The organism is Streptomyces aureocirculatus (assembly GCF_000720475.1).
Lineage (GTDB): Bacteria > Actinomycetota > Actinomycetes > Streptomycetales > Streptomycetaceae > Streptomyces > Streptomyces aureocirculatus.
On the sequence record NZ_JOAP01000002.1, the window covers coordinates 27,869 to 53,607 of the forward strand.

General features: G+C 70.6%; 21 protein-coding genes. 5 read left to right on the plus strand and 16 right to left on the minus strand.

Going from position 1 to position 25,739, the window contains the following annotated elements; translation table 11 throughout:
- Nucleotides 1-6: 6 nt before the first annotated feature.
- Nucleotides 7-399, plus strand: a complete 393-nt coding sequence (locus tag IG78_RS0102110) for a nuclear transport factor 2 family protein (protein ID WP_030559275.1) — start codon at nt 7-9, stop codon at nt 397-399.
- A 48-nt stretch (nt 400-447) separates the two neighbouring features.
- Here IG78_RS0102110 and IG78_RS0102115 read toward each other — a convergent pair whose 3' ends face one another.
- Nucleotides 448-780 carry a GNAT family N-acetyltransferase gene (locus IG78_RS0102115; RefSeq protein ID WP_051852301.1) on the minus strand — a complete coding sequence of 111 codons (333 nt, stop codon included), beginning with the start codon at nt 778-780 and terminating at the stop codon, nt 448-450.
- A gap of 178 nt (nt 781-958) precedes the next feature.
- On the minus strand, nt 959-2,278 hold the full coding sequence (locus IG78_RS0102120; RefSeq protein ID WP_051852302.1) for a cation:proton antiporter: 1,320 nt from the start codon (nt 2,276-2,278) through the stop codon (nt 959-961).
- A gap of 360 nt (nt 2,279-2,638) precedes the next feature.
- Between IG78_RS0102120 and IG78_RS0102125 the strand changes: the two genes are divergently transcribed.
- Both IG78_RS0102125 and IG78_RS0102130 read left to right on the plus strand, forming a co-directional pair.
- Nucleotides 2,639-3,076 (plus strand): NfeD family protein, encoded by a 438-nt coding sequence (locus tag IG78_RS0102125; RefSeq protein ID WP_030559279.1) that lies wholly within the window; start codon nt 2,639-2,641, stop codon nt 3,074-3,076.
- A gap of 29 nt (nt 3,077-3,105) precedes the next feature.
- The gene (locus IG78_RS0102130; protein ID WP_030559280.1) at nt 3,106-4,251 is read left to right on the plus strand and encodes an SPFH domain-containing protein; all 1,146 of its coding nucleotides are present in this window, start codon (nt 3,106-3,108) and stop codon (nt 4,249-4,251) included.
- Nucleotides 4,252-4,356: 105 nt separating this feature from the next.
- Here the strand turns inward: IG78_RS0102130 and IG78_RS0102135 are convergent, their stop codons facing one another.
- Together IG78_RS0102135 and IG78_RS0102140 are read right to left on the minus strand one after the other, a co-directional pair.
- Nucleotides 4,357-5,052 (minus strand): response regulator, encoded by a 696-nt coding sequence (locus tag IG78_RS0102135; protein ID WP_030559281.1) that lies wholly within the window; start codon nt 5,050-5,052, stop codon nt 4,357-4,359.
- Complete coding sequence (locus IG78_RS0102140; RefSeq protein ID WP_030559283.1) at nt 5,049-6,347, minus strand: sensor histidine kinase; 1,299 nt, start codon at nt 6,345-6,347, stop codon at nt 5,049-5,051. The genes IG78_RS0102135 and IG78_RS0102140 overlap by 4 nt, the downstream gene beginning before the upstream one ends.
- Before the next feature lie 221 nt (nt 6,348-6,568).
- Here IG78_RS0102140 and IG78_RS0102145 point away from each other — a divergent pair, with 221 nt between their 5' ends.
- Together IG78_RS0102145 and IG78_RS0102150 are read left to right on the plus strand one after the other, a co-directional pair.
- Nucleotides 6,569-7,261, plus strand: coding sequence for an ABC transporter ATP-binding protein (locus IG78_RS0102145; RefSeq protein WP_030559284.1), 693 nt, complete (start codon nt 6,569-6,571; stop codon nt 7,259-7,261).
- Nucleotides 7,258-9,675, plus strand: a complete 2,418-nt coding sequence (locus IG78_RS0102150; protein ID WP_030559286.1) for an ABC transporter permease — start codon at nt 7,258-7,260, stop codon at nt 9,673-9,675. The genes IG78_RS0102145 and IG78_RS0102150 overlap by 4 nt, the downstream gene beginning before the upstream one ends.
- A gap of 110 nt (nt 9,676-9,785) precedes the next feature.
- Here IG78_RS0102150 and IG78_RS0102155 read toward each other — a convergent pair whose 3' ends face one another.
- From IG78_RS0102155 to IG78_RS0102210, 12 genes are all read right to left on the minus strand, one after another.
- Nucleotides 9,786-10,499, minus strand: coding sequence for an alpha/beta fold hydrolase (locus IG78_RS0102155; protein ID WP_030559287.1), 714 nt, complete (start codon nt 10,497-10,499; stop codon nt 9,786-9,788).
- A gap of 216 nt (nt 10,500-10,715) precedes the next feature.
- On the minus strand, nt 10,716-11,624 hold the full coding sequence (locus tag IG78_RS41600) for a helix-turn-helix domain-containing protein (protein ID WP_051852303.1): 909 nt from the start codon (nt 11,622-11,624) through the stop codon (nt 10,716-10,718).
- A gap of 42 nt (nt 11,625-11,666) precedes the next feature.
- A complete protein-coding gene (locus IG78_RS0102165) occupies nt 11,667-12,518 on the minus strand; it encodes an alpha/beta fold hydrolase (RefSeq protein WP_030559290.1) in 852 nt (283 codons plus the stop codon).
- Between the two features lie 138 nt (nt 12,519-12,656).
- Nucleotides 12,657-13,904 carry a PucR family transcriptional regulator gene (locus tag IG78_RS0102170; RefSeq protein WP_030559292.1) on the minus strand — a complete coding sequence of 416 codons (1,248 nt, stop codon included), beginning with the start codon at nt 13,902-13,904 and terminating at the stop codon, nt 12,657-12,659.
- Nucleotides 13,905-14,041: 137 nt separating this feature from the next.
- Nucleotides 14,042-16,879 carry an ATP-binding protein gene (locus IG78_RS0102175; protein ID WP_037685530.1) on the minus strand — a complete coding sequence of 946 codons (2,838 nt, stop codon included), beginning with the start codon at nt 16,877-16,879 and terminating at the stop codon, nt 14,042-14,044.
- 102 nt (nt 16,880-16,981) lie between these two features.
- Nucleotides 16,982-17,596 (minus strand): FMN reductase, encoded by a 615-nt coding sequence (locus tag IG78_RS0102180; protein WP_030559295.1) that lies wholly within the window; start codon nt 17,594-17,596, stop codon nt 16,982-16,984.
- Nucleotides 17,593-18,678 (minus strand): LLM class flavin-dependent oxidoreductase, encoded by a 1,086-nt coding sequence (locus IG78_RS0102185; protein WP_030559296.1) that lies wholly within the window; start codon nt 18,676-18,678, stop codon nt 17,593-17,595. Before IG78_RS0102185 ends, IG78_RS0102180 begins: the two co-directional genes overlap by 4 nt.
- Before the next feature lie 104 nt (nt 18,679-18,782).
- The gene (locus IG78_RS0102190) at nt 18,783-19,619 is read right to left on the minus strand and encodes an alpha/beta fold hydrolase (RefSeq protein ID WP_030559297.1); all 837 of its coding nucleotides are present in this window, start codon (nt 19,617-19,619) and stop codon (nt 18,783-18,785) included.
- Nucleotides 19,620-19,750: 131 nt separating this feature from the next.
- Entirely contained in the window at nt 19,751-22,519 is a 2,769-nt protein-coding gene (locus tag IG78_RS0102195; protein WP_030559299.1) for a helix-turn-helix transcriptional regulator, read from the minus strand.
- Complete coding sequence (locus IG78_RS0102200) at nt 22,516-23,403, minus strand: carbohydrate ABC transporter permease (RefSeq protein WP_030559300.1); 888 nt, start codon at nt 23,401-23,403, stop codon at nt 22,516-22,518. The genes IG78_RS0102195 and IG78_RS0102200 overlap by 4 nt, the downstream gene beginning before the upstream one ends.
- Nucleotides 23,400-24,365: a carbohydrate ABC transporter permease gene (locus tag IG78_RS0102205; protein WP_030559301.1), complete on the minus strand. Its 966-nt coding sequence runs from the start codon at nt 24,363-24,365 to the stop codon at nt 23,400-23,402. Before IG78_RS0102205 ends, IG78_RS0102200 begins: the two co-directional genes overlap by 4 nt.
- Nucleotides 24,365-25,696: an ABC transporter substrate-binding protein gene (locus tag IG78_RS0102210; RefSeq protein WP_030559302.1), complete on the minus strand. Its 1,332-nt coding sequence runs from the start codon at nt 25,694-25,696 to the stop codon at nt 24,365-24,367. The genes IG78_RS0102205 and IG78_RS0102210 overlap by 1 nt, the downstream gene beginning before the upstream one ends.
- Nucleotides 25,697-25,739: the final 43 nt, after the last annotated feature.

A 25,739-nucleotide genomic window follows, 5' to 3' on the forward strand; every position in this document is an offset into this window, starting at 1 on the left:
TCCGCCATGAACCGAACCAATATCGTCACCGCCCTCACCGACCTGCTCTTCAACCCTGGCCTCGACCACCACGAGGCCGCCGACCGGCACTTCGCCCCCGACTACCGTCAGCGCACGAACGGGCAGTGGGACGACCGCGAAGGCTTCCTCGAGCACATCGCCCACCTGCGTACCGTCGTGGCCGAAGGTTCCGTCGAGGTCCACGACGAGTTGTCCGACGGCATCCACTACGCCGACCGCCACACGGTCCACATCACCAAGAAGGACGGATCCACCGTGCGTACCGAGGTCTACCTGTTCGGCGGCTTCGCACCCGACGGCCGCTTCAGCCGTATCGAGGAAGTAACCCTCATGCTCGAAGGCGCCGACGCCGACCGAAACCTCGGCAGCGCCCGCTGAGGAGTCGGCGATGCCGGTCACCGGCCCGGACGCCCCGCCGTCATGGCGTCATGGCGTCATGTGCGAGCACCGCACACCACCGGCAGGGAAAGCGATCTCCAACTCCTCCTCCATCGCGCCGAAGAAGCGCCGCCCATCGGGCGACTGCCGTGACGTGGACCAGGTGTAGTCCCCGCAGGGCTCCATGGCGGTGTGCAGCGCCTGACGGCCGAGCCCCTGTCCTTGCCAGTGACCGGCGATGGCGATATTGACCACGTATCCGATGCGGCACACATGGCAGATTTGATACTCGAGGCAGCCCACCAGGCGGCGGCGTGCGTCCAGGACGGACACGGCCTGGCGACCCGCGGGCAGCGCAGCGAACGCCCGCTCGAAGCTCACCTGCCGACTCACTGAATTCACCCGGCCTAGGACACCCCGCGCGGTCCGACGTCAGCGAAAGAGACTGTACCGAAGGTGCGTGCTGAAGGAAGAGCACCCGAACAGGGCAAGAGCGCCGCCCGTGCTCGCGGAGGAAGCCCTGGCGCAGCGTCACCACGTCGTGCCGCAGAACCCGCGGTCAGTTCTGGTCGCGTTCTGCGCGCCGCATCGGGCCCCGGCCAGGCTGCCGCGTCTCCCCCTGCCCGGAGGGCTCTGTGGTCCGCCGCCGGTCCAGGCGGGCCACCACCGGGCCGGCCGTGACACCGTGCAGCACGACCGAGACCAGCACCGTAAAGGTCACCACCGCCCACAACTCCCGCTCCGGGACCAGGAAGTCCTGCTGGCCCAGCGCGTAGGCGAGGTAGTACAGCGAACCGATGCCGCGGATCCCGTAGCTCGCCACCACCCAGCGCTCCTGGCCCCGCAAGCTGCCACCCAGCAGTCCGGCCCACCCCGCCAGCGGCCGGACCACCAGCAGGAGCAGCAGGGCGGTCACGGCACCCTGCCAGGTCAGCGGCGCCAGGCCGCCCAGCGCGATGAACGCACCGAGCAGGAACAGCAGTGTCGCGGTCAGCAGCCGCTCGATCTGCTCGACGAAATCGTGCAGCACGTTGTGGAAGCCGTGGGCGCGCTCGGCCGCCCTGACGGCGCAGGCGGTGGTGAACACGGCGAGGAAGCCGTAACCTCCCGCGAGTTCGGTCGTCCCGTACGCCAGGAAGGTGGCGGCCAGCGCGACGAACCCTTCGCGGTGCTCGGACAGCCGCAGTACGGAGGAGCGGGTCCGGAAGAACAGCCAGGCCAGCAGCTTGCCGATCAGCAACCCGCACGACACGCCGATGACGCACTTGAGGACGACGTCCTTCGCCGCCCATGGGCCGATCCACTCCGCGGACCAGCCGCTGCCCGCGGCGGCGGCCAGCCCGATGGCCGCGTACGTCAGGGGGAAGGCGAGGCCGTCGTTGAGGCCCGCCTCGCTGGTGAGGGCGAACCGCACCTCGTCCTCATCGTGTTTGTCCTCGGTGGGCTCGCCCACGCGTATCTCTGAGGCGAGTACCGGGTCTGTGGGTGCGAGGACCGCCGCGAGCAGCAGCGCGGCGGCCGGCGGCCAGTCCAGCAACCACCACGCGACCAGGGCCATCGTCAGGACGGTCAACAGCATCGTGACGCCGAGAAGACGCCAGGTAGAGGCCCACAGCCGTCGGCCCACCGGGCGGTTGAGCGCCAGTCCTGCGCCCATCAGGGCGATGATGACGCAGACCTCGGTGGCGTGCTCCGTCACGAGCCGCTGCTCCACCGGGTCCACCGCCGGCAAGGGCAGCGGCAGCGCGTACACGATGGTGCCGCTCACCAGGAACACGACCGGCAACGACAGGGGCCGCCCGGCCACCACCCGGGGCAGCACCGCCGCGAGCAACGCTCCCACTCCCAGCCACGCGAAGACCGCATCGGCAATGGTCACTGAGCTGAATCCGATCCGTCGTCGGAGCCCTGCCCCGCCTCAGTCACGGGGGGCCAGGTTTTCAAAGCGATCGTTTGTGGTGAGCCGCCCGTACAACCGCTGCCAGGCGGGTCCGGTCCTCCCGGTCGCCGGGGCCCGGCAAAGGGGGTGACTCATCTGGCACTCCTCAGCTTTCGTAGGACTGACGTACGTCTACTAACCCCTGAGAGCGCACTGACACGCCACCGTGGACGATCATCGACATTCGTTCCGCCGCCCGGGCTGGTGCGGCCGCCGCCTGGCTGGTGCGGGACAAACCTGGTCTGTCAGGCGTTCCGGAAGGTAGCTTGGATAAGGAGTCCCCCTGAGGGAGGCCGTCCGATGCCGTGGTTCGTATGGCTGCTCACCGCCGTGGCACTGGGTGCCGTGGAGTTTTTCACCCTGACCCTCGTCTTCGGATTGCTGGCGGGTGCCGCGCTGGTAGCGGCCATAGTCGCCGGTGTGGGCGTCGGCATTCTCGGCCAGCTCGTGGCTCTCGCAGCGACTGGGGCAGCGGGCTTGGTGATCATCCGTCCGATCGCTCTGCGGCATATGGCACAGCCTCCCCTCACACGCGAGGGGAGCGACGCGCTGATCGGCAAGCGGGCCGAGGTCCTGCAAGAGGTCACCGCCACCCGCGGCCTGATCAAGCTGTCCGGCGAGGAATGGTCCGCCCGCACCCTCGACGAAAGCCAGGTGATCCCGGTAGGCGGGCTGGTGGACGTGATGGAGATCGAGGGCGCCACGGCCATCGTCTATCCCCGCGAACTCCTTCCATGAACGGCTGAATCCCTAGCAGTGGAGGAAACGTGGAACCGGTATTCATCCTGATTCTCGTGGCGGCGATCGTCGTCGTCTTCCTCGTAGCCTCCACCGTGCGGGTCGTCCCGCAAGCGCGTCGCTACAACGTCGAGCGGTTCGGCCGATTTCGCCGGACGTTGCAGCCCGGACTGAACTTCGTCCTGCCGGTGGCGGACCGTATCAACACCAAACTCGATGTGCGCGAACAGGTCTACTCGTCCGATCCCAAGCCGGTGATCACCGAGGACAACTTGGTGGTGAACATCGACACCGTGCTCTATTACCAGGTCACCGACCCACGGGCAGCGGCCTACGAGGTCGCCGATTACCTGCAGGCGATCGATCAGCTCACCGTGACCACGCTGCGGAACGTCATCGGCAGCATGGACCTGGAGGGGACGCTCACCTCGCGTGAGGTGATCAACGCCCAGCTCCGTGCGGTCCTCGACGACGCCACCGGCAAGTGGGGCATCCGGGTCAACCGCGTCGAGATCAAGGCCATCGATCCGCCCCACACCATCAAAGAGGCCATGGAGAAGCAGATGCGGGCCGAGCGCGACAAGCGCGCGGCCATCCTGCACGCCGAAGGGGAACGGCAGGCCAAGATCCTCACCGCGGAAGGCACGAAGCAGAAGGACATCCTCGAAGCACAGGGCACACAACAAGCCATGATCTTGCGGGCGGACGGTGAGGCAAAGGCGGTGGAGCGCGTCTTCCAGGCCGTCCACCGCAACAACGCCGATCCGAAGATCCTGGCCTACAAGTACCTCGAGACGCTCCCCCACCTGGCGAAGAGCGACAACAACACGTTCTGGGTGATCCCGGGAGAGCTCACCGAGGCGGTTCGCACCGTCACCAGCGCGTTCGGCGACCGCTCAGCGATGGGACTCCCCCATCATGCGCAGGCTCCGGCAACAACCACCATCGGCACTGACGAAGCACCGGGCGGAGGCGAGGCGTCGGAGCCCCCGGCGGAATCGACACCGCCACTCGACACCGCCGCTCCACTCGACGCCGCCGCTCCACTCGACGCCGCCGCGGCTGTCGACGAGGCCACGAAGCAGGCCGCCGCCGCAGTGAACGACGCCAAGGCGGAGGCCGAGGCGGCAAGTACCCCCACCGTGCCGAGCCGAGGGCTGAAGTCCGGCGACTGACCCTTCTCAACTGTTCGGCGTAGAGGCGACGGCCCCCATCTCGCTCACAAGGGACGTACAAGGTCCGCTCCCACCAGTGGGTTGCCGACTGCTGACGGGAGACCGTCACCAATCATTCAGCGCCCCGCCCGGGGCGATCAGCCCCGTCTCGTAGGCGAAGACGACGGCCTGGACACGGTCGCGCAGGTCCAGCTTCGACAGGATGCGGCCGACGTGGCTCTTGACCGTGGTCGGGCTGAGGAACAGCCGGGAGGCGAGTTCGGCGTTGCTGAGGCCCGTCGCGAGCAGGCGGAGCACCTCCAGCTCCCGCGGGGTCAGGCCGGACAGGTCGCGGTGCGGGGCGACGGTCTGCGGTTCCTCGTGGGGGGCGAAGCGCTCGATCAGCCGACGCGTGATCGCGGGCGCGAGGAGAGCGTCGCCGGTCCGCACCAGACGCAAGGCGGAGACCAGGTGTTCGGGGGTGACGTCCTTGAGCAGGAAGCCGCTGGCGCCGGCCGTGAGCGCGGCGTAGACGTAGTGGTCGAGGTCGTATGTGGTGAGGACGATGACCCGCGTTCCGTCCGGGCCTGTGTCTGTGACGATGCGCCTGGTGGCCTCGATGCCGTCCATCTCCGGCATCCGGATGTCCATGAGGACGACGTCGGGCCGCGTACGGCGGACCGCGGCGACAGCCTCGGCCCCGTCGGCGGCCTCGGCCGTCACTTCGATGCCGTCCGCGGCCAGGATCATCTTGAAACCGGTGCGCACGAGGGCCTGGTCGTCGGCGATGACGGCGCGCAGCGGTGGCTGGCCCCTGTTCATACCGCGCTCCGGGGAATGCGGGCCGTCACCCGGTAGCCGCCGGTCGGCGTCGGTCCGGCCGTCAACTGGCCCTCGTAGACGGCCAGCCGCTCGCGCAACCCCAAGTGGCCACGGCCGTTGCTCTGCACCGGCGGGCAATCCTTGGCGCCTCCGGTGTCCGTGATCTCGATCTCCAGCCAGTCTTCGGTGTATCCGATGGTGACGGACGCCCGCGCGCCGCGCGCGTGTTTGATCGTGTTGGTCAGCGCCTCCTGTACGACGCGGTAAGCCGTGAGATCCACCCCCGGTGGCAGCGGATCCGGTGGCAGCGACACCCCCACGCTCACGGGCGTACCGACGGCGCGTACGCGTGCGACGAGCGCGTCGAGCTGCGCGAGCCCCGGCTGAGGTTCCAGGCCGTCGGGCTTCTCGTAGTCCGGGGCGGCCAGCAGTCCCATCGCGTGGCGGAGTTCGGCCATGGCGGCCCGACCGCCCGCCTCGACGGCCAGCAGTGCCTCCTTCGACTGTTCGGGTGCCCTGTCCATCACTGTGCGGGCCGCGCCTGCCTGGATCACCATCACGCTCACATTGTGGGTCACGACGTCGTGCAGTTCGGCGGCGATGCGGGCGCGCTCCTCCTCGGCGGCGCGGCGCGTGGCCTCCTCCTGAGCGGACTGCAGTTGTGTCACCCGGTCCCGGCTGGACGCAAGGCGCAGGTGCAGGAAGCGGACGAGGCTGGCCAGCATCCCCGCCACCAGGAGCACGAATCCCGGGCTCGACCATCCGGGGAGTACGGGTTCCGCGTGGCGGAAGGCGAAACCGGACAGGGCGGCGGCGATCACCAGGACGGCGACCGCCGCTATCCGGTAACGGCTGTACACGACGGCGCTGTAGGCGCCGATGACACAGGCCAGGACGGTGATCCAGGAGGCGGAGCCGCCGATGGCCAGTGCCGCGCCGAGCACCACCACGAACAGGGTCAGCGGATACCGGCGCCGGGCCGCCAGCGGCAGCGTCGACAGGACGACCAGGGCCCAGGGCACGGAGGAGGATTCTTCCTCCACGGGCGCCTGACCGGGGCCGGGTGGCGGGGGCGGGGCCGGGACCCCGGTACCGACGTCCACCGCAGGGGGGTTGATGTCCACCGGCCCGTCGCCGGGGTAGCGCACCGCCACGAACAGGGCGATGACGGTCAGTGCGAACGCCAGCAGCACATCGGCGCGCACCGCTCGCCGGGACAGCGGAGCGGCCTTCCCCTCCGGCCGCAGCGCGTCGATGAGTTGCTGACGCCGGCTACGTCGGTCTTCCGTTTCCATCCGTGCATTGTGCTGCGCCCTCCGCTCGGCCCGCGTCCGTCTGTCCGGCCGGGGCATTGTCTCGGAGGCCTACTCCTCAGGGATGACTCCACGGCCAAGTCCTCCGCGGGAGGGACCTGATGTTGGTTCCGCGGCCGACGCGTCCTCTGTGCTGCGCCTCTAGGTTCGCAGGACCGGCAGACGGCAGGTGCCTCTCGCGACCGTAAGGACGGACAACTCGTATGCATCAAGTGATCGAACTGAAGGGTGTGGCGAAGCGTTACGACAGCGCTGACGCGCCGGCGCTCGGACCGCTCACGCTCAGCGTCGCCAGCGGTGAGGCCCTTGCCGTGACGGGCCCTTCAGGCAGCGGCAAGTCCACACTGCTGAACCTCGTCGCCGGCCTGGACAAGCCGAGTGACGGCGCCGTGAGCGTGGCCGGGCGGAGGATCGACCAGTTGAGCGAGCGCGCCCTCGCCGAGTTCCGGCGCGAGTACATCGGCATGGTCTTCCAGTTCTTCAATCTTCTCGACGACCTGACCGTCATCGACAACATTCAGCTCCCGGCCCAACTGACCGGGATCAGTCGGCGCAGGGCCGCGGCCCGCGCGGGTGAGCTCATGGAGATGCTGGGCATCCAGAAGCATGCCCGCGCCTACCCGGGCCGACTGTCCGGAGGTGAACGCCAACGGGTCGCGGTTGCCCGGGCCTTGGTCAACTGGCCCGCGCTGCTGCTCGCCGACGAGCCCACCGGTGCGCTCGACACCGCCTCGGGCCACGACGTCCGCGATCTCCTGACGGATCTGCACCGTGCCGGACAGACCATCGTGTTGGTGACGCACGACCTGACGCTGGCGGAGGCATGCGCGAGCCGCACTCTGCACCTGGTCGACGGTCGCGTCGCCCTCGACTCCTGTACGCAGGCCTTCGGATGAGCCTGTTCGGTACCGGCGCGACGGGCCGGGTCGTACGCTCCGGGGTGGGCCGGCGGCGGGTGCAGACCGTGGTGATCGCCCTGGCCACGATGATGGCCGTGGCGTCGGCCGTGGTCGCGGGGTCGCTGATGGTCGCCGCGACCGCACCCTTCGACCACGCCTTCGAGAAGCAGCAAGGCGCGCACCTCACCGCCCAGTTCGATCCGGCCAAGGCCAGTGCGGCACAACTGGCGGAGACCGGAAAGCTGGCCGGCGTCACCGCGAGCTCGGGGCCGTACCCGTCCACGGCGTTACGGCCGGTCGACCCGGCGGGCTTCCGGATGCCGACGCTGACCCTGGTCGGGCGGTCCGGTCCGGACGGCGACGTGGACCGCGTGGATCTGAAGTCCGGGCGGTGGGCGCAGAAGCCGGGCGAGATCGTGCTCGCCGCGTCGTTCGAGGGGCCCGCCATCGGGATCGGCGCCACCCTGACGGCTTCGGACACCGCGAACGCCCCCACTCTTTCGATCGTCGGCTTCGCCGTGTCGGCCAGCAAGACCGGTGCCGCCTGGGTGGTTCCCGCGCAGGTCGACGCGCTGGCGTCGGGGGGCGGCCCGGTCACGAGTCAGATGCTCTACCGCTTCGACTCCGCGAGCACCAAGGAGCGGATCCTCGCTGACCGGAAGAGGCTCGCCGCCGCCGTGGGGCCCGGGGCGCTGCTGGGCACCCAGTCCTGGCTGGACACCAAACGCGTCGCCGATCAGGGTGCGGCCGCGACCGTCCCGTTCGTGGTGGCTCTGGGCATGCTCGGCATCGTGATGTCGGTGATCATCGTCAGTAGTGTGATCAGTGGTGCCGTGGGCACCGGCCTGCGCAGAATCGGCATTCTCAAGGCCATCGGCTTCACCCCGCGCGAGGTCGTACGCGCCTACGTGGCCCAGGCGCTGATTCCGGCCGGGGCAGGCATCGCCCTGGGGGTCGTCCTGGGAAACCTCCTGGCGGTGCCGCTGCTCTCGGACACCGAGGCGGTGTACGGCACCGTCTCACTTTCGGTGGCCTGGTGGGTGGACGTCACGGTGCCGGCCGCCGCCCTGGTGATCGTGGGGCTCGCGGCGCTGATTCCCGCACTGCGGGCCGGCAGACTGCGTACGGTCGAGGCCATCGCGGTCGGCCGGTCGCCGCGCACAGGACGCGGCCAGTGGGCACACCGGACGATGGGACTGCTGCCGTGGCCGCGACCGGTGACCTACGGCCTCGCCACCCCCTTCACCCATCCGGTCCGTGCCCTCGCCATGCTGCTCGCGGTGGCGTTCGGTACGGTCGCGGCAACCTTCGCAGTGGGGCTGACCTCGTCCCTCACCGCAATCGGTACCTCCCAGGACCCCGAGAGCCGTGCGGCGGTCACGGTCACGACCTCCAAGCTGAACAACGTCGCTCCCCCTCCGCCTCCTCCCGCGGGGGGCAGCGTGGCAGGCCCGTCCCCCGTGGGCGGCAGCGTGGCAGGCCCGTCCGAACTCAAGGTCGCCGACCCGGCGAAGGTGCGGTCTGTCATCGCCTCGCAGGCGGGCACCGGATCGTACTACGGCAAGACCCAGGCCGAGGTCGCTGTGACCGGGACCTCCGGCTCGGTTCGGGCCAGCCTCTACGAGGGCGATTCGCGCTCCGGCAGCCACGAGATGATTTCCGGACATTGGATCACCGGTACGGGGCAGGTCGTGGTGCCCACGCGCTTCCTGGAAAGGACCAGCACCAAGATCGGTGACACGGTGCGGATGACCTACGAGAAGGAGACCGCGAACCTGCGGATCGTGGGCGAGTCCTTCGACACCTCGGGCAGCGAGCTGGAGGTCCACGCGGACATGGCCAACTTCGCGTCGGCCGAGCCAGGTGCCTTCCTCGTCGAGGTGAGGTCCGGCGTCTCCGCCGACGCGTACGCCCAGAAGGTCACCGCGGTCATACAGTCGCTGGGCGGCGAGGCCACGACCAACGCCCCCTCGGGGCAGGAGGGCGTCATCCTCATCATGTCCGCGATGGCGGTGCTGCTCACCCTGATGCTGATCTGTGTGGCCGGCCTCGGCGTCCTCAACTCCGTGGTCCTCGACACCCGGGAACGCATCCACGACCTGGGTGTCTGCAAGGCGATCGGCATGTCGCCACGGCAGACCATGAGCCTCGTGCTCTCCTCGGTGACCGCGATCGGCGCGCTCGGCGGGCTCATCGGCGTGCCGGTGGGGTACGCGCTGCACAGCCTTGTCATGCCGATGATGGGGCGCGCCATAGGCACCGGTCTGCCGTCGCCGGTCCTCGACGTGTACGAGCCTGTCCATCTGCTCCTGTTGGGGCTGGGCGGGGTCGTGATCGCGGTGCTGGGCGCGCTGATCCCGGCCGGCTGGGCGGCCAGGGCGCGTACGGCCACGGCGCTGCGCACCGAGTAGCGTCCCCTGCCGCCCCCTGCCGTCCCCTGTCCGGGCCTCCCGAGTCCCTCTCGCGCTCCGCCGGATCTCTCGTGCTCCGGTACCGGACTTCGCGTACCGTCGACGGTCGGTCAGCTCGTCTCCCGCACCGCGTCCCTGATCAGGTCGGCGACCCGGGCGGGTTCGGACAGGACGACGGCGTGGGAGGCGTCCGGGAGTTCGACGACGACGGCTCCGGCCCGTGCGGCGCCGAAGCGCTGGACCTCGGGGCTGATCGTGCGGTCCGCCCCGGCCACCAGAGCCCAGGACGGTTTCGTACGCCACGCCGCCGCGGACGCGGTCTCGGTGAAGGCAGCCGTGGCGAGCGGGCGTTGGGCCGCTGCCAGGACACCGGCGACGCCCTCGGGCACGTCGGCCGCGAAGACGGAGGGAAAGGCCGTCTCATCGATGGTGACCTCGACCGCCGAGTCACCGTCGAGGAGCGGGTACGTCCACTCCTTCAGGTTGCCCGTCAGCGGGGACTCGGGAAAGCCCCCTTGGAGCCGGCCGAGGCTCTCGCCCTCGTGCGGCACATAGGCGGCCACGTAGACGAGCGCGACGACATTTTCCGCGGCACCGGCCACGGTGATCAGCGCACCGCCGTAGGAGTGGCCGACGAGTACGGCCGGGCCTTCGACCTGCGCGAGGACGGAGGTGAGGTAGGCGGCGTCCGCCCTCAGCCCCCGCAGCGGGTTCGACGGAGCGATCACCGGGATACCGCTGCTCCGCAGTTCCGAGATGACGCCTATCCAGCCTGTCGCGTCGGTGAAGGCACCGTGCACGAGGACGACGGTGGGGTTGGTCATGCGAGTTCTCTTCTCGGTGTCGGGCCACGTGGGGGGCGTCCTCATGACGGTCGAGGCGCGGCCCGGAATTCGGCACGAGGCAGAGGCAGGAGGTGAGAGGCACGAGGCGAGAGGCGAGAGGCAAGGCCCGTGCCGCTGTTACTCACGGTAGGACAGTGGAAGTGGCCCCGCTTGTACGTGCGCGCATCCGCGCTGTCATGACGGCGCACACGCGTCTCAGCGCCTGCGCTCGCCCTGGGCGCCGGCAGTCGTCGGTGCGAAGGCCGAGGTCGCCAGCGCCTGCCATTCGCTGGGACTCATCCCGTAGGCTCCGCGGAACGTTCGGCTGAAGTGCGAGGGGCTGCTGAAGCCCCAGCGGTGCGCCACCGCGGCCATGGTGCTTCTCCGGTGGGAGCGCCCCAGTTCGAGCCGGCAGAACTCGAGCCTGCGCTGCCGCACCCATTGGGTCACCGTGCTGCCGTCGTTCTGGAAGAGCTTTTGCAGGTACCGGACGGAGATGTGGTGGGCGCGTGCGATCGACTCCGGTGAGAGGTCCGGGTCCATCAGGTGTTCTTCGATATGGGCGCGAATACGGGACAGCATCTCGTTGACGGTCTCGGACGCGTCGTCGGCCTCGTCCGTCGTGCCCGGCGCGAGGAGCTCCATCACCAGGACGGAGAGGAGATGGACGGCTGTCCGGGCTCGCCGGTCCCCGATCGTGGACCGGCGGAACTCCGCCTCGGCGGCGAGCCCGGTCAGGAAGTCGGACACCAGCGCCCCGACCCCCTCCCCGCCGTGTACGGGTACGCCGAGTACCTGGTTCAGTTCCGACTCCGTGACGCCCAGATAGCAGCGGGGCACCCGGAAGAAGATCATCCGGCAGTCTTCGCCGAACCGCAGCAGGTGCTGCCGGGCGGGGTCGCAGAAGACCAGGTCGTTCGGCTCCAACAGGGTCTTGGCACGCTCGTGGTGGACGGTGACGGACCCACGGACATGGACGCCGAGGTAGACGTCGTTCCGGTCGCTCGTGTCCGGCATCTCGGAGAGCATCTGGACCAGCCATCCCGGGTGGGAGGAGGGCGAGGCCGGATCGGGCGTTTGCCAGCGCACCCGTTCGGGCGCACGTGACATCAGTGAGGGGGTCATGGGAACTCCAAGCCGTACGGTTCGTTCGGGCGGCGGGCGGGTTCACGCCCGGCTCGCCGGCTCCTCGGCCAGGAACTTCTCCACCACGGCGTTGAAGGCCTGCGGGTTCTCCAGGAAGGGGAAGTGCGAGCTCGCCACGTCGGAGGTGAAGACGTGCAGGCGTGCGCCGGGAATCCGCCCGGCTACGAAGCGCTGCGAATCGGGGTGCACATGGCTTCCCTCACAGCCGATCACCAGGGTCGGCACGTCGATCCGGGGAAGCACGTCCCGCCAGTCCTGCGCGCAGTGGTCGAACAGCAGCGGCACCCCGACGTAGGCGGGTGTCGACCTGATCTCCTCGGCGACGAAGGCCAGCACCTCGGGGTCGGGTTCGCCGGAGAACATGCCGCGCACGAAGTCGGCGCGGACCGTGTCCCCCTCCGGCCCCGCGAGGGCCGCGCCCAGGTACAGCAGCCCCGACACATCGAAGATGGCGCCGCAGTCCCGTTGTTCCCGCTCGGTCATCCAGGGCACGGCGGCTACCGCGGCGGGCTGGTCGACTGCGACGAAGCGCCGGATCCGTCCGGTCCCGTACTGGTCGATGAAGCTCCACCACACCGAGACACCCATGGACCAGCCCAGCGCGTCGAAACGGGCGAGACCGAGATGGTCGACGAGTTCGAGCACGTCACGGGAGAGCCGGGCGATGCGGTAGCCGTGACGCGGTTTGCCGGACTTCCCGTGGCCGCGGAGATCGACGGTGACGACGCGGCGGCGGGGCGCGAGGCCCTCGACCTGGTGGCGGAAGACCGCCTGCGTCTGCCCCCAGCCGTGCAGCATCACCAGCGGGACGCCCTCGCCGCCGGTGTCCTGGTACGCGAGCCGCGCGCCGTCCGTCGTGATCAGTTCCTTCATGACCTCTCCCCTGGTCAGGGGCGGTACGTCCGGCCCGCCCGTCCCGAACATCATCGAATGGGGCCCGCCGCCCGCACCACCGCGAGCTGTAGGAATCGGGCCGTGGATCCTTCTCGCTTTGTCGAAGCGGGTCCGTGGTCAGACGGCCCCGTTGTCGCCCGGGCGGAGGAGTTCCTCGATCCGGAGGCCGAGGTGCAGAGTGAGCCGGTGGGCGCCGACGTCGAGGTCGAGTCCGGTGATGTCCTGGATCTGACGCAGGCGGTAGTAGAGCGAGGTGCGGTGGATGCCCAGCGTGTCCGCGGTCCTGGGAATCGACCCCGCGTGTTCGAGGAAGCAGCGCAGGGTGTCCCGCAGGCGGTCGCCGCCATGAGCCTCGCTCAGGGTACGGAGCGGCTTCGGGACCAGGGACGCGTCCAGGGCGTGCTCGGGGAGCTGGAGCAGCACGGCGAGTTCCCCGAGCAGCTCCCAGTCACCGGTGTTCTTCAGGGTGGGCAGTCGGCGTGCCGCGCGCGCCGCCACGAGCGCCTGCTCGTACGACGTCCATGCGTCGTCCAGGGCCGGGTGCCTGCCACCGACACCGATCACCGGGTCAGCCGAGGGGCCCAGGAAGGTGCGGAGTTCGTCGAGGATGCGAGCGGACTGAGCGGTGACCTCGCCCTGGCCGGGTGGGCGGTCGCGGACCTGGAGCAGCGTCGCCCGCTCCTTGCCGATCGCGATGAGGCCCTGGGCGGAGCGCGTCTGCCGGAACCCCTCCAACGCCCCCCACAGGGCGGCCTCGGACTGCCGCACGATCTCCGTCGTGCGGCTGAGCTGGACGACGGTGACCAGGACGTGCTCCGCCGCTCCGAGCAATCCGAGTTCCCGGCCTCGCCGGCGTGCGGTGGTACGGGCGGCGACGTCGCTGCCGACGAGCGCGAGGACGAGGTCCCACTCGTCGGCCTTGCGGGTGTCGGCGGCGATGTGCTCTCCGTACATCTGGGCGGCCATGGCGTCCGCGGCCCGGGCGATGGCACGCTTCTCCTGCTCTCCGAGCGCCTTCTCGGGCACGACCACCATGAGCAGCCCGAGGAGATGCCCGCGCTCGCGCAGCGGCACGACGTAACGGGGCAGCAGTCCGAGACCGTCACGACCGTCGATGAACCCGGCTGTGGACCACTGGGTCACGCCCTGGGCGAGGACGTGACGGATGGTCGCGTTGTCGGCGCGGCCCTGCAGCAGGGTGCCGATGCGTACCGGGTCCTCGTCGCCGAAATGGCGGCTCGTGCAGACCATGCGGACCAGTGGGTCGTCGACGGCGACGGACCGGCCGAGCCGCTCCGCGAGCTCGTCGACGAGCGCCTGGAGCTCGGGGCTGCCAGGGCGGGCCCGCTGGAGCCTTACGGTCATGCGCTGTTCCTCTCTCGACCAACTGGTCCCCGCGGGCTTCTCCATCCCGCGGGTCTTGATCATTTTGAGGAGGCAACGGCGTCAGCACATCGCACGAATCGTCCATTGTCGCGACACGCACAAGGGATACGAAGCGACTACTCTCCGCTGTCACGATGCTCCACCAGTTGGGTCAGCTCCCCGCGCGAGGAGATGTTCAGCTTGGTGAAGGCCCGGCGAAGGTGCGAATTCACCGTGTGCGGCGAGAGGGAGAGGTGCTCGGCCGCCTGTCGGTTGGTCAGCCCCCGGGCCACGAGCCGTACCACTCGTATCTCCGCGGCCGTCAGCTCGGGCCATTGACCGTCGAGTCCGGCCGGTGACGGCCGACGGCGCACACCGGCGGCCCGCAGGCGCCGGCGGACGCGTGCGGCGTCCCGCTCGGCGCCCGCTCGCGCATAGAGCGCGAGGGCCGTGTCGAAGTACGGCACCGCTGCGGACTTGCGGGTGGCCGCGAGCTTGCGTCCGGCGTCCTCCAGTGCCGACGCCCGGGCCAGCACCCGAGGGCAGTCCTCGTACAGTTGGACGGCGCGTACGAGAGGGGCGAGGTCGTTGTCGAGGAGCCCCCGGGCGTGCGCGGCGGAGGCGAGGAGGAACGTGAGGTCGGGGTTGAGCACGGCTCGACGCTCGGCCACGGCGACTGCCTGTGCGGCCCGTTCGTGCGCGCCGGCGCGCAGCGCCAGGCGGACGAGGGCCGGGGTGTCGGCGGGGTCGAGCGAGCCGGCGAAATCGGGCCGGTCCACGACGGGCGAGGCCATCGCCTCGTCGAGTTCGGCCATGGCACGGTCGGGGCGGCCTTCGAAGTCGGCCATCAGCGCCAGCATCCAGGAGCCGGTGTGGCGGACGACGGGTGCGCTGTCGCCCCGCATGCGCCTCGCCTCCGCCGCGTACGCTCGTGCGGACTGCTGGTCGTCGGTGTGGAGGGCGACGCGCATCATCGCGTACCGGAGCGTGAGGTCGGCGAGGTTGCCCGGGCCGGGGTCGCCGCTCGTCGCGGCCGCGGCGTCGGCCCGGGCGTCCGTCAGTTGGCCGGCGTCGAGCAGCATCCGGGAGCGGATCATGAGCCACATGCGGGTGGCGGCCGTCCGGCCCTGGTCCCTGGTGGTCCGGATGCCGTCCTCCGCGGCGGCGAGCGCTTCCGCGGAGCGCCCGGCGGCGTTCGCCAGGAATCCGTGCCACAGGGCCTCCGGGAACCACAGCGAGGAGCTGACGCCGGGGGCGGCGGCGAGCGTCAGGGACCGCCCGGCCTGTCGGAACGCATCGGTCCAGTCCATGCGGTGGAAGCTCGCGGCCGAGCGGACCGTCGTCAGCGTGGCCTCTGCGGCACGGTCCCCCGCCGCCGCTGCGGTCTCCCGTGCCTCCGTGGCGACCTGCTGTGCCGCCCGGTGCTCGCCCGCCATCGACAGGCCGAGGGAGAGCAGCGCGAGCAACCGTCCCCTCAGGGACACGGGGACGCCGGGCAGTGCCGCCCCGGCGCGGGCCTGCCGGACCGCCTCGGAGAAGTCGTACGGTGCGGCGAGGCGTGCCAGGGCGAGACGTATGCGCGCCTCGTCCTCGGGTCCCAGGCCGCCGGTCGCCAGGGCGGAGACCCCAAGCTCACGCGCCCGGGCGGCCTGGCCCGTCTGCCAGAGCAGCGGGATCGTCTCAGCGATGACCCGCGGCCGCTCAGGAGCGGCCGCCGCGGTGAGTTCCAGGGCCTTGACGCTGCGTTCCGCGGCAGGTCCGGGAGCGGTGCCCGCGAGTTCCGCCGCGCCGGTACGCAGCCGGTCCGCCTCCGTCGCGTCACCTGGCCCCGCTCTCCCGGCCGAAGGACCGGGGCGCCCGGCGGGCGAGGCCGCGCTCCGCGACGGCGGCTCGGCGGTCCGACGACGCAGGGCTTGACGCAGGGGCAGGGGGAGGCCGACTGCCACCGCCTCTCGGATCAGGTCGTGGCGGAAGGCGAGACGGTCGCCCCTTTCGGCGAGCAGATCGGCGTCGAGGGATTCCTGCACCGCCGTGATGAGCGCCGCCGAGGACCTGCCGAGCAGTTCGGCTAGCTGCGCGACGGTGACAGGGTCGCCCACGGCAGCCGCCGTCCGCACCAGCTCCCGGGCCTCGTCCGACAACTGGTCGAGGCGGCGCACGACAGAGGGCAGCACCCGTGGGGCCGGGGGCCCGGCCGGCAGCCTGGCCATGCCGTTCGCCACCGTCACCACCCCGTCCTCCCGCAGCGGGCCGAGCAGCTCGACCAGCAGTTGCGGCACCCCCTCGGCGCGACGGGCGACGCCGAGGACGTCCGGGCCGGGAGGGGCGCCAAGGACGTCCTCGCTGATCCGTGCGGTCGCCCGGTCCCCCAGCGCTCCCAGCGCCAGCTCGTGTGCGCCTGCCCGCCGGATCCTGTCCAGGGTCGTGCGCACTCCCCGCGGCACGCTGCCGCCGCGCACGGCGACCAGCCACAGGATGGCGTGCGCCGAGAGTCCGGCTGCGAGGGTGTGGAAGGTGAGCAGGGTCAGGTCGTCGCACCACTGGAGGTCGTCGAGGACGACGAGCAGGGGGCCGTTTCGCGCCGTCTCCCGCAAGCGGTCCCCCAGTTCCTGGAGCAGCCAGAACCGCTGGCCGGGGGTCGTGGCGAGGTCCCGGAGACGGACGGCGCCCGACAGCGGTTCCGCGCTGGGAGACACGCCCTCGAGCAGCGGGCCGAGCGGCACGAACTGTTCGTCCGGGTCCGCCGCCCCCTCGAACACCCTCGTCCCGCGCCGCCTCGCGGCAGCCGCGGCCTCCTCCAGGATCCTGGACCTGCCGATGCCGGCGGGACCTTCGACACGGATGATCCCGCCTTCGCCCCGGTCGAGCGCGTCGAGGCGCGCCTCGATGAAGGCCAGTTCGGCCCCTCTGCCGCGGAGGGGCGTCCGTACACCGTCCGACTCCTCGGGTACGGTCCGCCTCGTCACTCGGTTCACGCTCACTCCGTCGGCCTGGGCCACACGGGACCTGCTCGGTCCGCGTGCGGTACGGCGGATCAGTATGAACCACCTCGCCGTCGCCCGGGCCTGGGCCCCCTCTCAGTCGAAGCGCAGGTCGGCGACTTGCCGTTCGAGGGCGGTGGCGTCGTCCTCGGGCTCTTCACCGACCGGGCGCGCCGCCATGAGCGTGGCGAGCTGGGCGCCCGCCCGGCGGACGCGGCCGGGCAGGCCGTCGGTGTACTCGTCCCCACCCGAACCCCAGTCCTCGGAGGCCGCGTACACGGCGGTGGGGACGACGACGGCACGGAGATGGGCGAAGAGCGGGCGCAGAGCGTGTTCCAGGACCAGGGAATGGCGGGCGGTGCCACCCGTCGCCGCAATCAGGACCGGCTTCCCGGTGAGGGCGTCCGGGTCGATCACGTCGAAGAAGGACTTGAAGAGACCGCTGTAGGAAGCCGCGAACACGGGAGTCACGACGATCAGGCCGTCGGCCGCCGTCACCGTGTCGATCGCGGCGCCCAGTCGCGACGGCGGAAAGCCGGTCACGAGATGGTTGGCGATGTCGCCGGCCAGTTCGCGCAGCTCCACGACCTCGGTCGACGCCGTGTGGCCCCGGCCGGCGAGTTCGTCGCGGGCCGCCTCGGCGAGGCGTTCCGCGAGCAGGCGGGTGGAGGAGGGGGTGCTCAGCCCCGCGGAGACGACGATCAGCTTCACGCGGCGGACACCTCCCGGACGGCTCGCAGCGACGCGTGCGTGGGGGCCTCGGGCACACCGGCCGGACGCCCCTTCGCGAATTCCCGCCGCAGCACGGGCACGACCTCTTCGCCGAGGATGTCGAGCTGTTCCAGCACGGTCTTCAGGGGCAGGCCCGCGTGGTCCATCAGGAACAACTGGCGCTGGTAGTCGCCGACGGTCTCCCGGAACGTCAGGGTCCGGTCGATGACCTGCTGGGGCGAGCCCACCGTCAGCGGGGTCTGCTCGGTGAAGTCCTCGAGCGACGGGCCGTGACCGTAGACGGGCGCGTTGTCGAAGTAGGGCCGGAACTCCCGTACGGCGTCCTGGGAGTTCTTCCGCATGAAGACCTGCCCGCCGAGGCCGACGACGGCGTCCTCCGGCCGGCCGTGACCGTGGTGCGCGAACCGGCGCCGGTAGAGCCGCACCATGCGCCTGGTGTGGTCGGCCGGCCAGAAGATGTTGTTGTGGAAGAAGCCGTCACCGTAGAAGGCGGCCTGCTCCGCGATCTCGGGCGACCTGATGGACCCGTGCCAGACGAAGGGCGGGACGCCGTCCAGGGGCCGCGGTGTCGAGGTGAAGGCCTGGAGCGGCGTACGGAACGTTCCCTCCCAGTCCACGACGTCCTCGCGCCACAGCCGGCGCAGCAGCGAGTAGTTCTCCTTGGCGAGGTTGATGCCCTGGCGGATGTCCTGGCCGAACCACGGGTACACCGGACCGGTGTTGCCGCGCCCCAGCATGAGGTCGACCCGGCCGTCGGCCAGGTGCTGGAGCATCGCGTAGTCCTCGGCGATCTTCACCGGGTCGTTGGTGGTGATCAGCGTGGTGGCGGTGGAAAGGATCAGCTTCTCGGTGCGGGCGGCTATGTAGCCGAGCATGGTGGTCGGCGACGACGGTACGAACGGCGGGTTGTGGTGCTCCCCGGTCGCGAAGACGTCAAGGCCGACTTCCTCCGCCTTGAGCGCGATGGCGACCATCGCCTTGATGCGCTCGCGTTCGGTGGGGGTGCGGCCGTCGGTGGGGTCGGGGGTCACGTCCCCGACGGTGAAGATGCCGAACTGCATGGGGTGTCTGCTCTCTTGATCTCGTCCGGTTCCCGCGCCGGAAACCGGGGGGCCGGGGTGACGCCGGGGGGCCCGGCGTCACCCTGCGGCTCGACGGTGCGGCGTCACTTCGCCAGGAAGGCGAGGAGGGCGGTGTTGACCTCCTCGGCGTGGGTCCACAGCAGACCGTGCGGGGCGCCCTCGATCTCGACGTACTGGGCTGCCGGAAGCGCCTTGTGGAAGGGGCGCGCGGTGCCCTGGGCGGGCAGGATACGGTCGGCGGTGCCGTGCAGGATCAGGGCCGGCACGTCGATGGCGGGGATGTCGGCGCGGAAGTCGGTGTACCAGGTCGCGGGCGCGGCGGACGCGGCGAAGGAGCCGCCGACGGCCGCGGTGTTCCAACTGTTGCGGACGGCCTCCTCGCTGATGCGGGTGCCCAGGTTCTCGTCGAGGTTGTAGAAGTCGTTGAAGAAGGCCGTGTAGTAGGCGTAGCGGTCGGCCTTGACGGCGGCGACGACGCCGTCGAAGAACTCCTTCGGGGCGACGCCGTCCGGGTTGTCCTCGCTCTTGAGCAGGCAGGGCTCGAGCGAGGCCAGGAAGGCGGCCTTGGCGACCCGGCGGGAGCCGTATGTGGACACGTAGCGGGCGACCTCACCGGTGCCCATGGAGAAGCCGACCAGGACGGCGTCGTTCAGGTCGAGGGTCTCCATCACGATGTTCAGGTCGGCCGCGAAGGTGTCGTAGTCGTAGCCGGTCGTCGGCTGCGAGGACCGCCCGAATCCGCGGCGGTCGTACGTGATCACGCGGTAACCGGCGTCGAGCAGCGCGGCGCTCTGGCGCTCCCAGGAGTGGCCGTCGAGTGGGAAGCCGTGGATGAGGACGACCGGCTGCCCGGCGCCCTGGTCCTCGAAGTACAGTTCGATGGGGTTGGTGTTCTCCTGGCCCACGGTGATGTACGGCATGGGGGGCTTCCTCGATTCGGGTCGGTGGTCCGCGCGTCGAAGCGGCGCGGTATGCCGTCACGCTAGGGCCGGTCCGGTGCCGCCTGTTGCCGTGCCGCGCACCGCGCCTTGCACGGGAGCGCAGGAGTCGTTCAGTGGCCGGTGGCGGTCGCGGCGTCGCCCTCGGCCAGCACGATCCTTGCCAGGTGGACCCTGGAGTGCACCGAGAGCTTGCGGAAGATCGACGCCAGATGGGTGTTGACCGTATGTGGGGAGACCAGGAGGGCGGCCGCGGCCGACCGGTTGGTGTGACCTGCGGCGACAAGCTCGGCCACCTTGCGCTCCGAGGCCGTCAGCGCGTCCCAGCCCCAGTGGGGGCGTGGCCGGGAACCTCCGTCGCGCCGTCCGGAGCGGGTCGTGGCCCGTTCCAGATCGACCCGGACCCGGTCGGCCTCGTAGTCCGCCCCCGCCGGTGCATAGATTTCGTACGCTCTGGTCAGGGCAGGCACTGCGGCGGCGTTGCCCACGCGCAGCAGCGCTCGCCCGAGGTCGGCGGAGGCATCGGCGAGGGGCAGTGGCCTGGGGCCGGTGAGGAGGATGCGGACCGATCGCTCCAGGAGTCCGTGGTCGGCGTTCACCAGGGCGGCCGCGTGGGCGGCCGTCCCCTGCGCGGTCGGCACGGAGGAGTTACGGGTGGCGTGCTGCGCCGCCTGGGCCACGAGGTCCTCGGCCAGGGTCCGGTCCCCGGCGCGCAGGGCGATCCGCACGGCCTGGACGACATGGGGGCGCAGCAGCCGCCAGCGGAAGAAGGAGTGGTCCCGCTGGGCGGACCGGACCAGTTCGGCCGCTGCCGCGTGGTCGCCGTCGGCGTCGGCGACGACGGCCTCGAAGTACTGGTGCGTGGCGTGGTTGCCCGTGTTCGGCCGGTCGGCCACGGTCGCCCGCACGACGTCCAGGTGGTCCCGCGCGGCTTCGCGGTCGCCGCGCAACAGCGCCAGGAGGCCGCGGTTGACCCGGATGTTGACCAGGTTGCCTGGCACATGGAGGTCCGCTTCGAGGCGTTCGGCGGTGACGAAGTCGGCGTCCGCGTCGTCGAGCCGCCCGAGCCCCATGTTCAGGGTTCCCTGGGCCCAGATCAGCATGGCGGGGCGCAGGGGGTCGTCGCCCGCCGTGCGGAGCATCGGCCGTAGGGCGTCGAAGTCGTCCATGTGGATCCGTGCCACGGCCTCCTCGGGGAGGAAGGCCGTGTCGAAGACGCTGAGCGCCGTGTGGTGTTCGACGGCGGCGGCGCAGTCGCCCGCGTTGAGGGCGATCTCGCCGAGGCTCCAGAGGGCGAGGACGCGGGCCTCCCGGTCACCGGACCGCTCCGCCTCGGCGAGCGCCCGTTCGGCGGTCTCGCGAGCGGCCCGGAGGTCGCGTCCGCGGGAGCGGGCCAGGGCCAGCCGCGCGGTCAGCCGGGCGCGGACCGCCGGGTCGGTGACGGCTGCCAGCGCTGCCGTCGAGCGGCGGGTCAGCTCGTGGACGTCGTCGAGGTGCCACAGCGTGTCGCCGATCACGGACTGCAGCCGTGCGAAGACCTCCAGTGGCGGCTGCCGGGCCAGCAGCGCGTCGCCGGTCTCCCGCGCCTGGGTGTACCGGCCCGCGCGGGTCAGCGCGACGATGGCCCGTTCTCCCACGTCGAACACCATGGGCGCGTGGGGCGGTACGAGTTCCAGGGCGCGTACGGCCAGGTCGGCTGCGAGGTCGGGCATCACGGCGATCACGTCCGTGACGGCCGTGCCGAGCAGCCTGATCGCCTCCTGGTCGCCGGGTTCGGCGCTCATCAGCAGATGCGGGACCGCGTCGACGGAGCTCCGGCCCGCCGCGACGAGCCGGCTCGCGGCCTCCCGGTGCAGCGCCCGGCGTACGGAGGGGGCGAGGTCGGCGTACACCGCCTGGCGGAGCAGGTCGTGGCGGAACAGGAGGCGTTCGCCCTCGTCGTGGAGGAGCGCGGCGGAGATCGCCTCTTCCAGCTCGGCGCCGAGGTCGCTGGCGGGCCTGCCGCACAAGGCCGCGGCGTCGGCGAGCGTGAACGCGCGGCCGAGGACCGAGCCGATCCGCAGGAAGCGGAGGGTGTCCGGCCGCAGGGCGGCCAGCCGCTCCCGTACGCCGAGTACCAGCCGCTGCGGCAGTCCTGGCCCGTCCGCGCCCGACGCCGCGATGCCCGTGAGCATCTCGGAGGCGAGGAAGGGGTTGCCGCTCGCTCCCTCGAGGAGCTCCGCGACGTGCTCCGGTACGTCCCCGCCGAGGACGTCCCGTGCCAGCTCGGCCAGGGCCGTGCCGGACAGCGGCCGCAGGGGGAGGGTCGTCGTCCCCGGTCCCTGTCCGTACAGTTCCGGGTCGTTCCTGCCCGTGAGCAGCCAGAGGACCGGGGAACTGAGCAGCCGTGCCGGCATGACACTCAGGGCGAATCGGCTCAGCGGATCGGCCCACTGGACGTCGTCGACCGCGATCAGTACGGGCGTGCCCGTCGAGCGTTCCTCGATGAGCTGGGCCAGTTGTTCGACGAGCCAGATGCGCTGGTCGTGGTGGCCCGCGAGGTCCGCGAAGTCCGTGCTCGACAGCAGTGGTGGGTCACCGTGCAGGAGGCCCGAGGCAAGTGAGGCGAGCGGTGCCAGCTCGTGCAGTTCCTCGGCGTGTCCATGGCTGACGACGAATCCGTGGGCCCGTGCGATCGAGACGGTCTCCCGCAGCAGTACGGTCTTTCCGATCCCGGGCTCGCCCAGGAGCAGCGCGATCGCTCCGCCCTCGCCGTCGCGCACCGCCTCGACCAGCGCGCGCAGCCGCTCCAGCTCGGCTTCGCGGCCTCGCAGCCCGGGTCGGCTCAGCCCCGCGCTACCCGGCGCCGCGACGCCGTGTCCCTCAGACCGGTCGGGGATCATCCCTTGACCGATCCGGCGAGCAGCCCCCGTGCGAAGTGCCGCCGGAGGGAGAAGAAGACGAGCAGCGGGACGAACGCCGCCACGAAGGCTCCCGCGGTGAGCCGCTGCCACTCGTTGCCGTACGTCCCGGCCAGGCTCGCCAGTCTGACCGTCATCGGCGCGGTCTCGGCCGTTCCGCCCGACAGCGTCAGTGCCACCAGAAGGTCGTTCCACACCCAGATGAACTGGATGATGGCGAAGGTGACCAGGGCCGGGCGGGCCAGGGGCAGCACGATCCGGAGCAGCAGCGTCCCGTGCGACGCCCCGTCGACGCGGGCGGCCTCGATCAGGTCCCGGGGCAGTCCGGCCAGGAAGTTGTGCAGGAGGAACACCGCGAACGGCAGCGCGAAGACCGTGTGGGCGAACCAGACGTGGCCGAACCGCGCGGGACCGCTGAGGTTCCACGCGGGCAGGAACAGCCAGCCTTGGGAGAAGAGCTTCAGAAGTGGGACGAGCGCCATCTGGAGCGGCACGATCTGGAGCGCGAAGATGCCGACGACGAGCGCGTCACGCCCCCGGAAGTCGATCCACGCCAGGGCGTACGCCGCGAAGAACGCCAGCACGAGCGGGAAAATGACCGAGGGAAGGGTGATGACGACGGAGTTGACGAAGTGCTCCGCGAGCCGGCCCGACCCGTTCTGGCCGCCGGACAGCACCTCGCCGTAGTTGTCGAGCGTGAAGTGCGGCGAACCGAACACGGTCCACCAGCCCGTCGTCTTGACCTCGTGCTCGGGGCGGAACGAGGAGAGCAGGAGGCCGAGGGTCGGTGTCGTCCAGAGAACCGCGATCACCACGGCGATCGTCGAGAAGGCGCGGGAGGCCAGACGCTCGCGGACGCCGTTCATCGAGCCCTCCGCTGCGCCCGGACCTGGTGGGCGACGAAGGGGGTGACGAGGACGAAGAGGAGCACGGCGAGAGCCGCGCCTCGGCCCGTCTCGCCGTAGCGAAAGGCCTGGTCGTACATCTCGTGGGCGATGACGCCCGTCTCGAACTGCCCTCCGGTCATGGTCTTGACGATGTCGAAGGCCTTGAAGGTGCCGATCGCCTGGGCGAGGACCACGACGAGCAGTGTGGGCCTGATCGACGGCATGGTGATCCACCAGAAGATCTGCCAGGTGGACGCGCCGTCGAGTCGGGCCGCCTCGGTCGTCTCAGCGGGAACGGCCTTGATCGCGCCGGCCAGCAGGACGGCCGCGAAACCCGCCTGCGTCCACACCATCACCACGATGAGGCACAGGACGTTCCAGGGAGAGTCCACGAGCCATTGCCTCGGTTCGCCGCCGAACGCGACGACGAGCTGGTTCAGGAGCCCGATCTGTCCGGCCTCCGCGGGACGGTAGGCGTAGACGAACTTCCAGACGACACCCGCGCCGACGAAGGAGACCACCATCGGCATCAGGACGAGGGACAGCGCGAACGCTCTGAACCGCGTCCGTACGACGGCCGCCGCGTAGAGCAGACCGACCGAGGTCGCCAGCAACGGCACGAGCACCACCCACGCCAGGGTGTTGCGCAGCGCGACCGCTCCCCGGGGGTCGGTGAACATCCACACGTAGTTGTCGAGGCCGGCCCACGCGTCTCCCCCGCTGTCGGTGAACGAAAGCACCAGGGTGCGCAGACCGGGAAGGAGGAGACCGACCGTGAGCAGCAGCAGCGCGGGGGCCAGCAGGGTCAGGGCCGCGGCCCGCCGCCGTTGTGGCCCCCGGTGCAGCGCCAGCAGGATCAGGGCGACCACCGCCGCGAAGGCGGCGACGCCCTGGAGCAGGAACAGCAGCTTGGACTGCTGGGCGACGACGTCGAACGGCATCAGTGGCTCGGCCAGGACCGTTCGATGGAGTCGGCGACCTGTCGGGTGTCCGCGCCGCCGGCCCAGTCGACGGCTCCCTTCCAGAACGTCCCGGCGCCGACCGACGCGGGCATCAGGTCCGAACCGTCGAACCTGAACTGTGTCCTCGGGTCCTGGAGCAGTCGGGTCGAGAGCTTGTCGACCGGGGTCGCGGCGTCCGCCGGGTCCACGCCCCTGTTCGCCGAGACGAACGGGCCCTTCTTCATACGCGCGTTCGCGAAGTCCGCGGAGGCCAGATACTCCTGGAAGGCCCGCACTTCGGGTCGGTCGGCGAACGCAGCGGTGAACACCCCGCCACCCAGTACGGGTCGGCTGGCAGAGTCGGCCCCCGGCAGCAGGAAGGCATAGACGTCCTTGTCCGGTCCGACCTCGGTGCCCTCCGGCCACAGACCGGCGTAGAACGAGGCCTGGCGGTGCATCGCACAGTCTCCGGAGAGAATCGGAGTGCCGGCTTCCTGGAAGGAGATCGACGCCATCGACCGGGCGGGACCGAAACCGCCGTTGGCGTACCGGTCGTCCTTGAGTACGGACCCCACGGTGTCCATGGCCTTGATCACACGCGGGTCATTGAACGGGATCTTGTGGGCGACCCACTGGTCGTAGACGTCCGTGCCCTGCTGGCGCAGCAGGACGTCCTCGATCCAGTCCGTCACGGGCCAGCCGGTCGCCTCACTCGACTCGAGGCCCGCACACCACGGCTTGACGCCTGATGCCGCGACCTTCTCCGTCACGGCCATCAGCTCGGACCACGTACGGGGAATGCTCAGCCCCCTGTCGCGGAAGAACTTCGGCGAGTACCAGACGAACGACTTCACGTTCGCGACCAGCGGCGTGCCGTAGAGGGCGCCGTTCACGGTCGCGTAGCTGTTCCAGTCCGCCGACCAGCCCTGCTTCGCCAGGGCCACGACCCCGGCGCTCGCGGGCTTGAGCTTCCCCGCCCGCGCGAAGCGTTCCAGGAGCCCGGGCTGGGGGAAGAACGCCACATCGGGCGCGCTCCCGCCGTCGACCCGGAGCTGGATCTGGGCCTCGAACTCCCCGCCGCCCTCGTACTGGACGTCGATTCCCGTGCAGTCCGCGAAGTCGGCCCAGGTCTCTTCGAACAGGTCGGCCTCCCGGTCCCGGTTCTCCGCGTAGACGGTGACCTTGGTGCCGGGATGCTTGCCGTACCTGGCGTACGGCACGCAGTCCACGGCTGCGGGTGACTGCGAACCGCTGCCCTGCGGAACACCGCAGGCGGTGGCGAAGGCGGCGAGGGTGATGACGGCGAGCGCGAGCCTCGCGCCGAACCTCATGGGTGTAGCTCCTCCGATCGCCGCCGAAGGGCTCTCGGGGGCG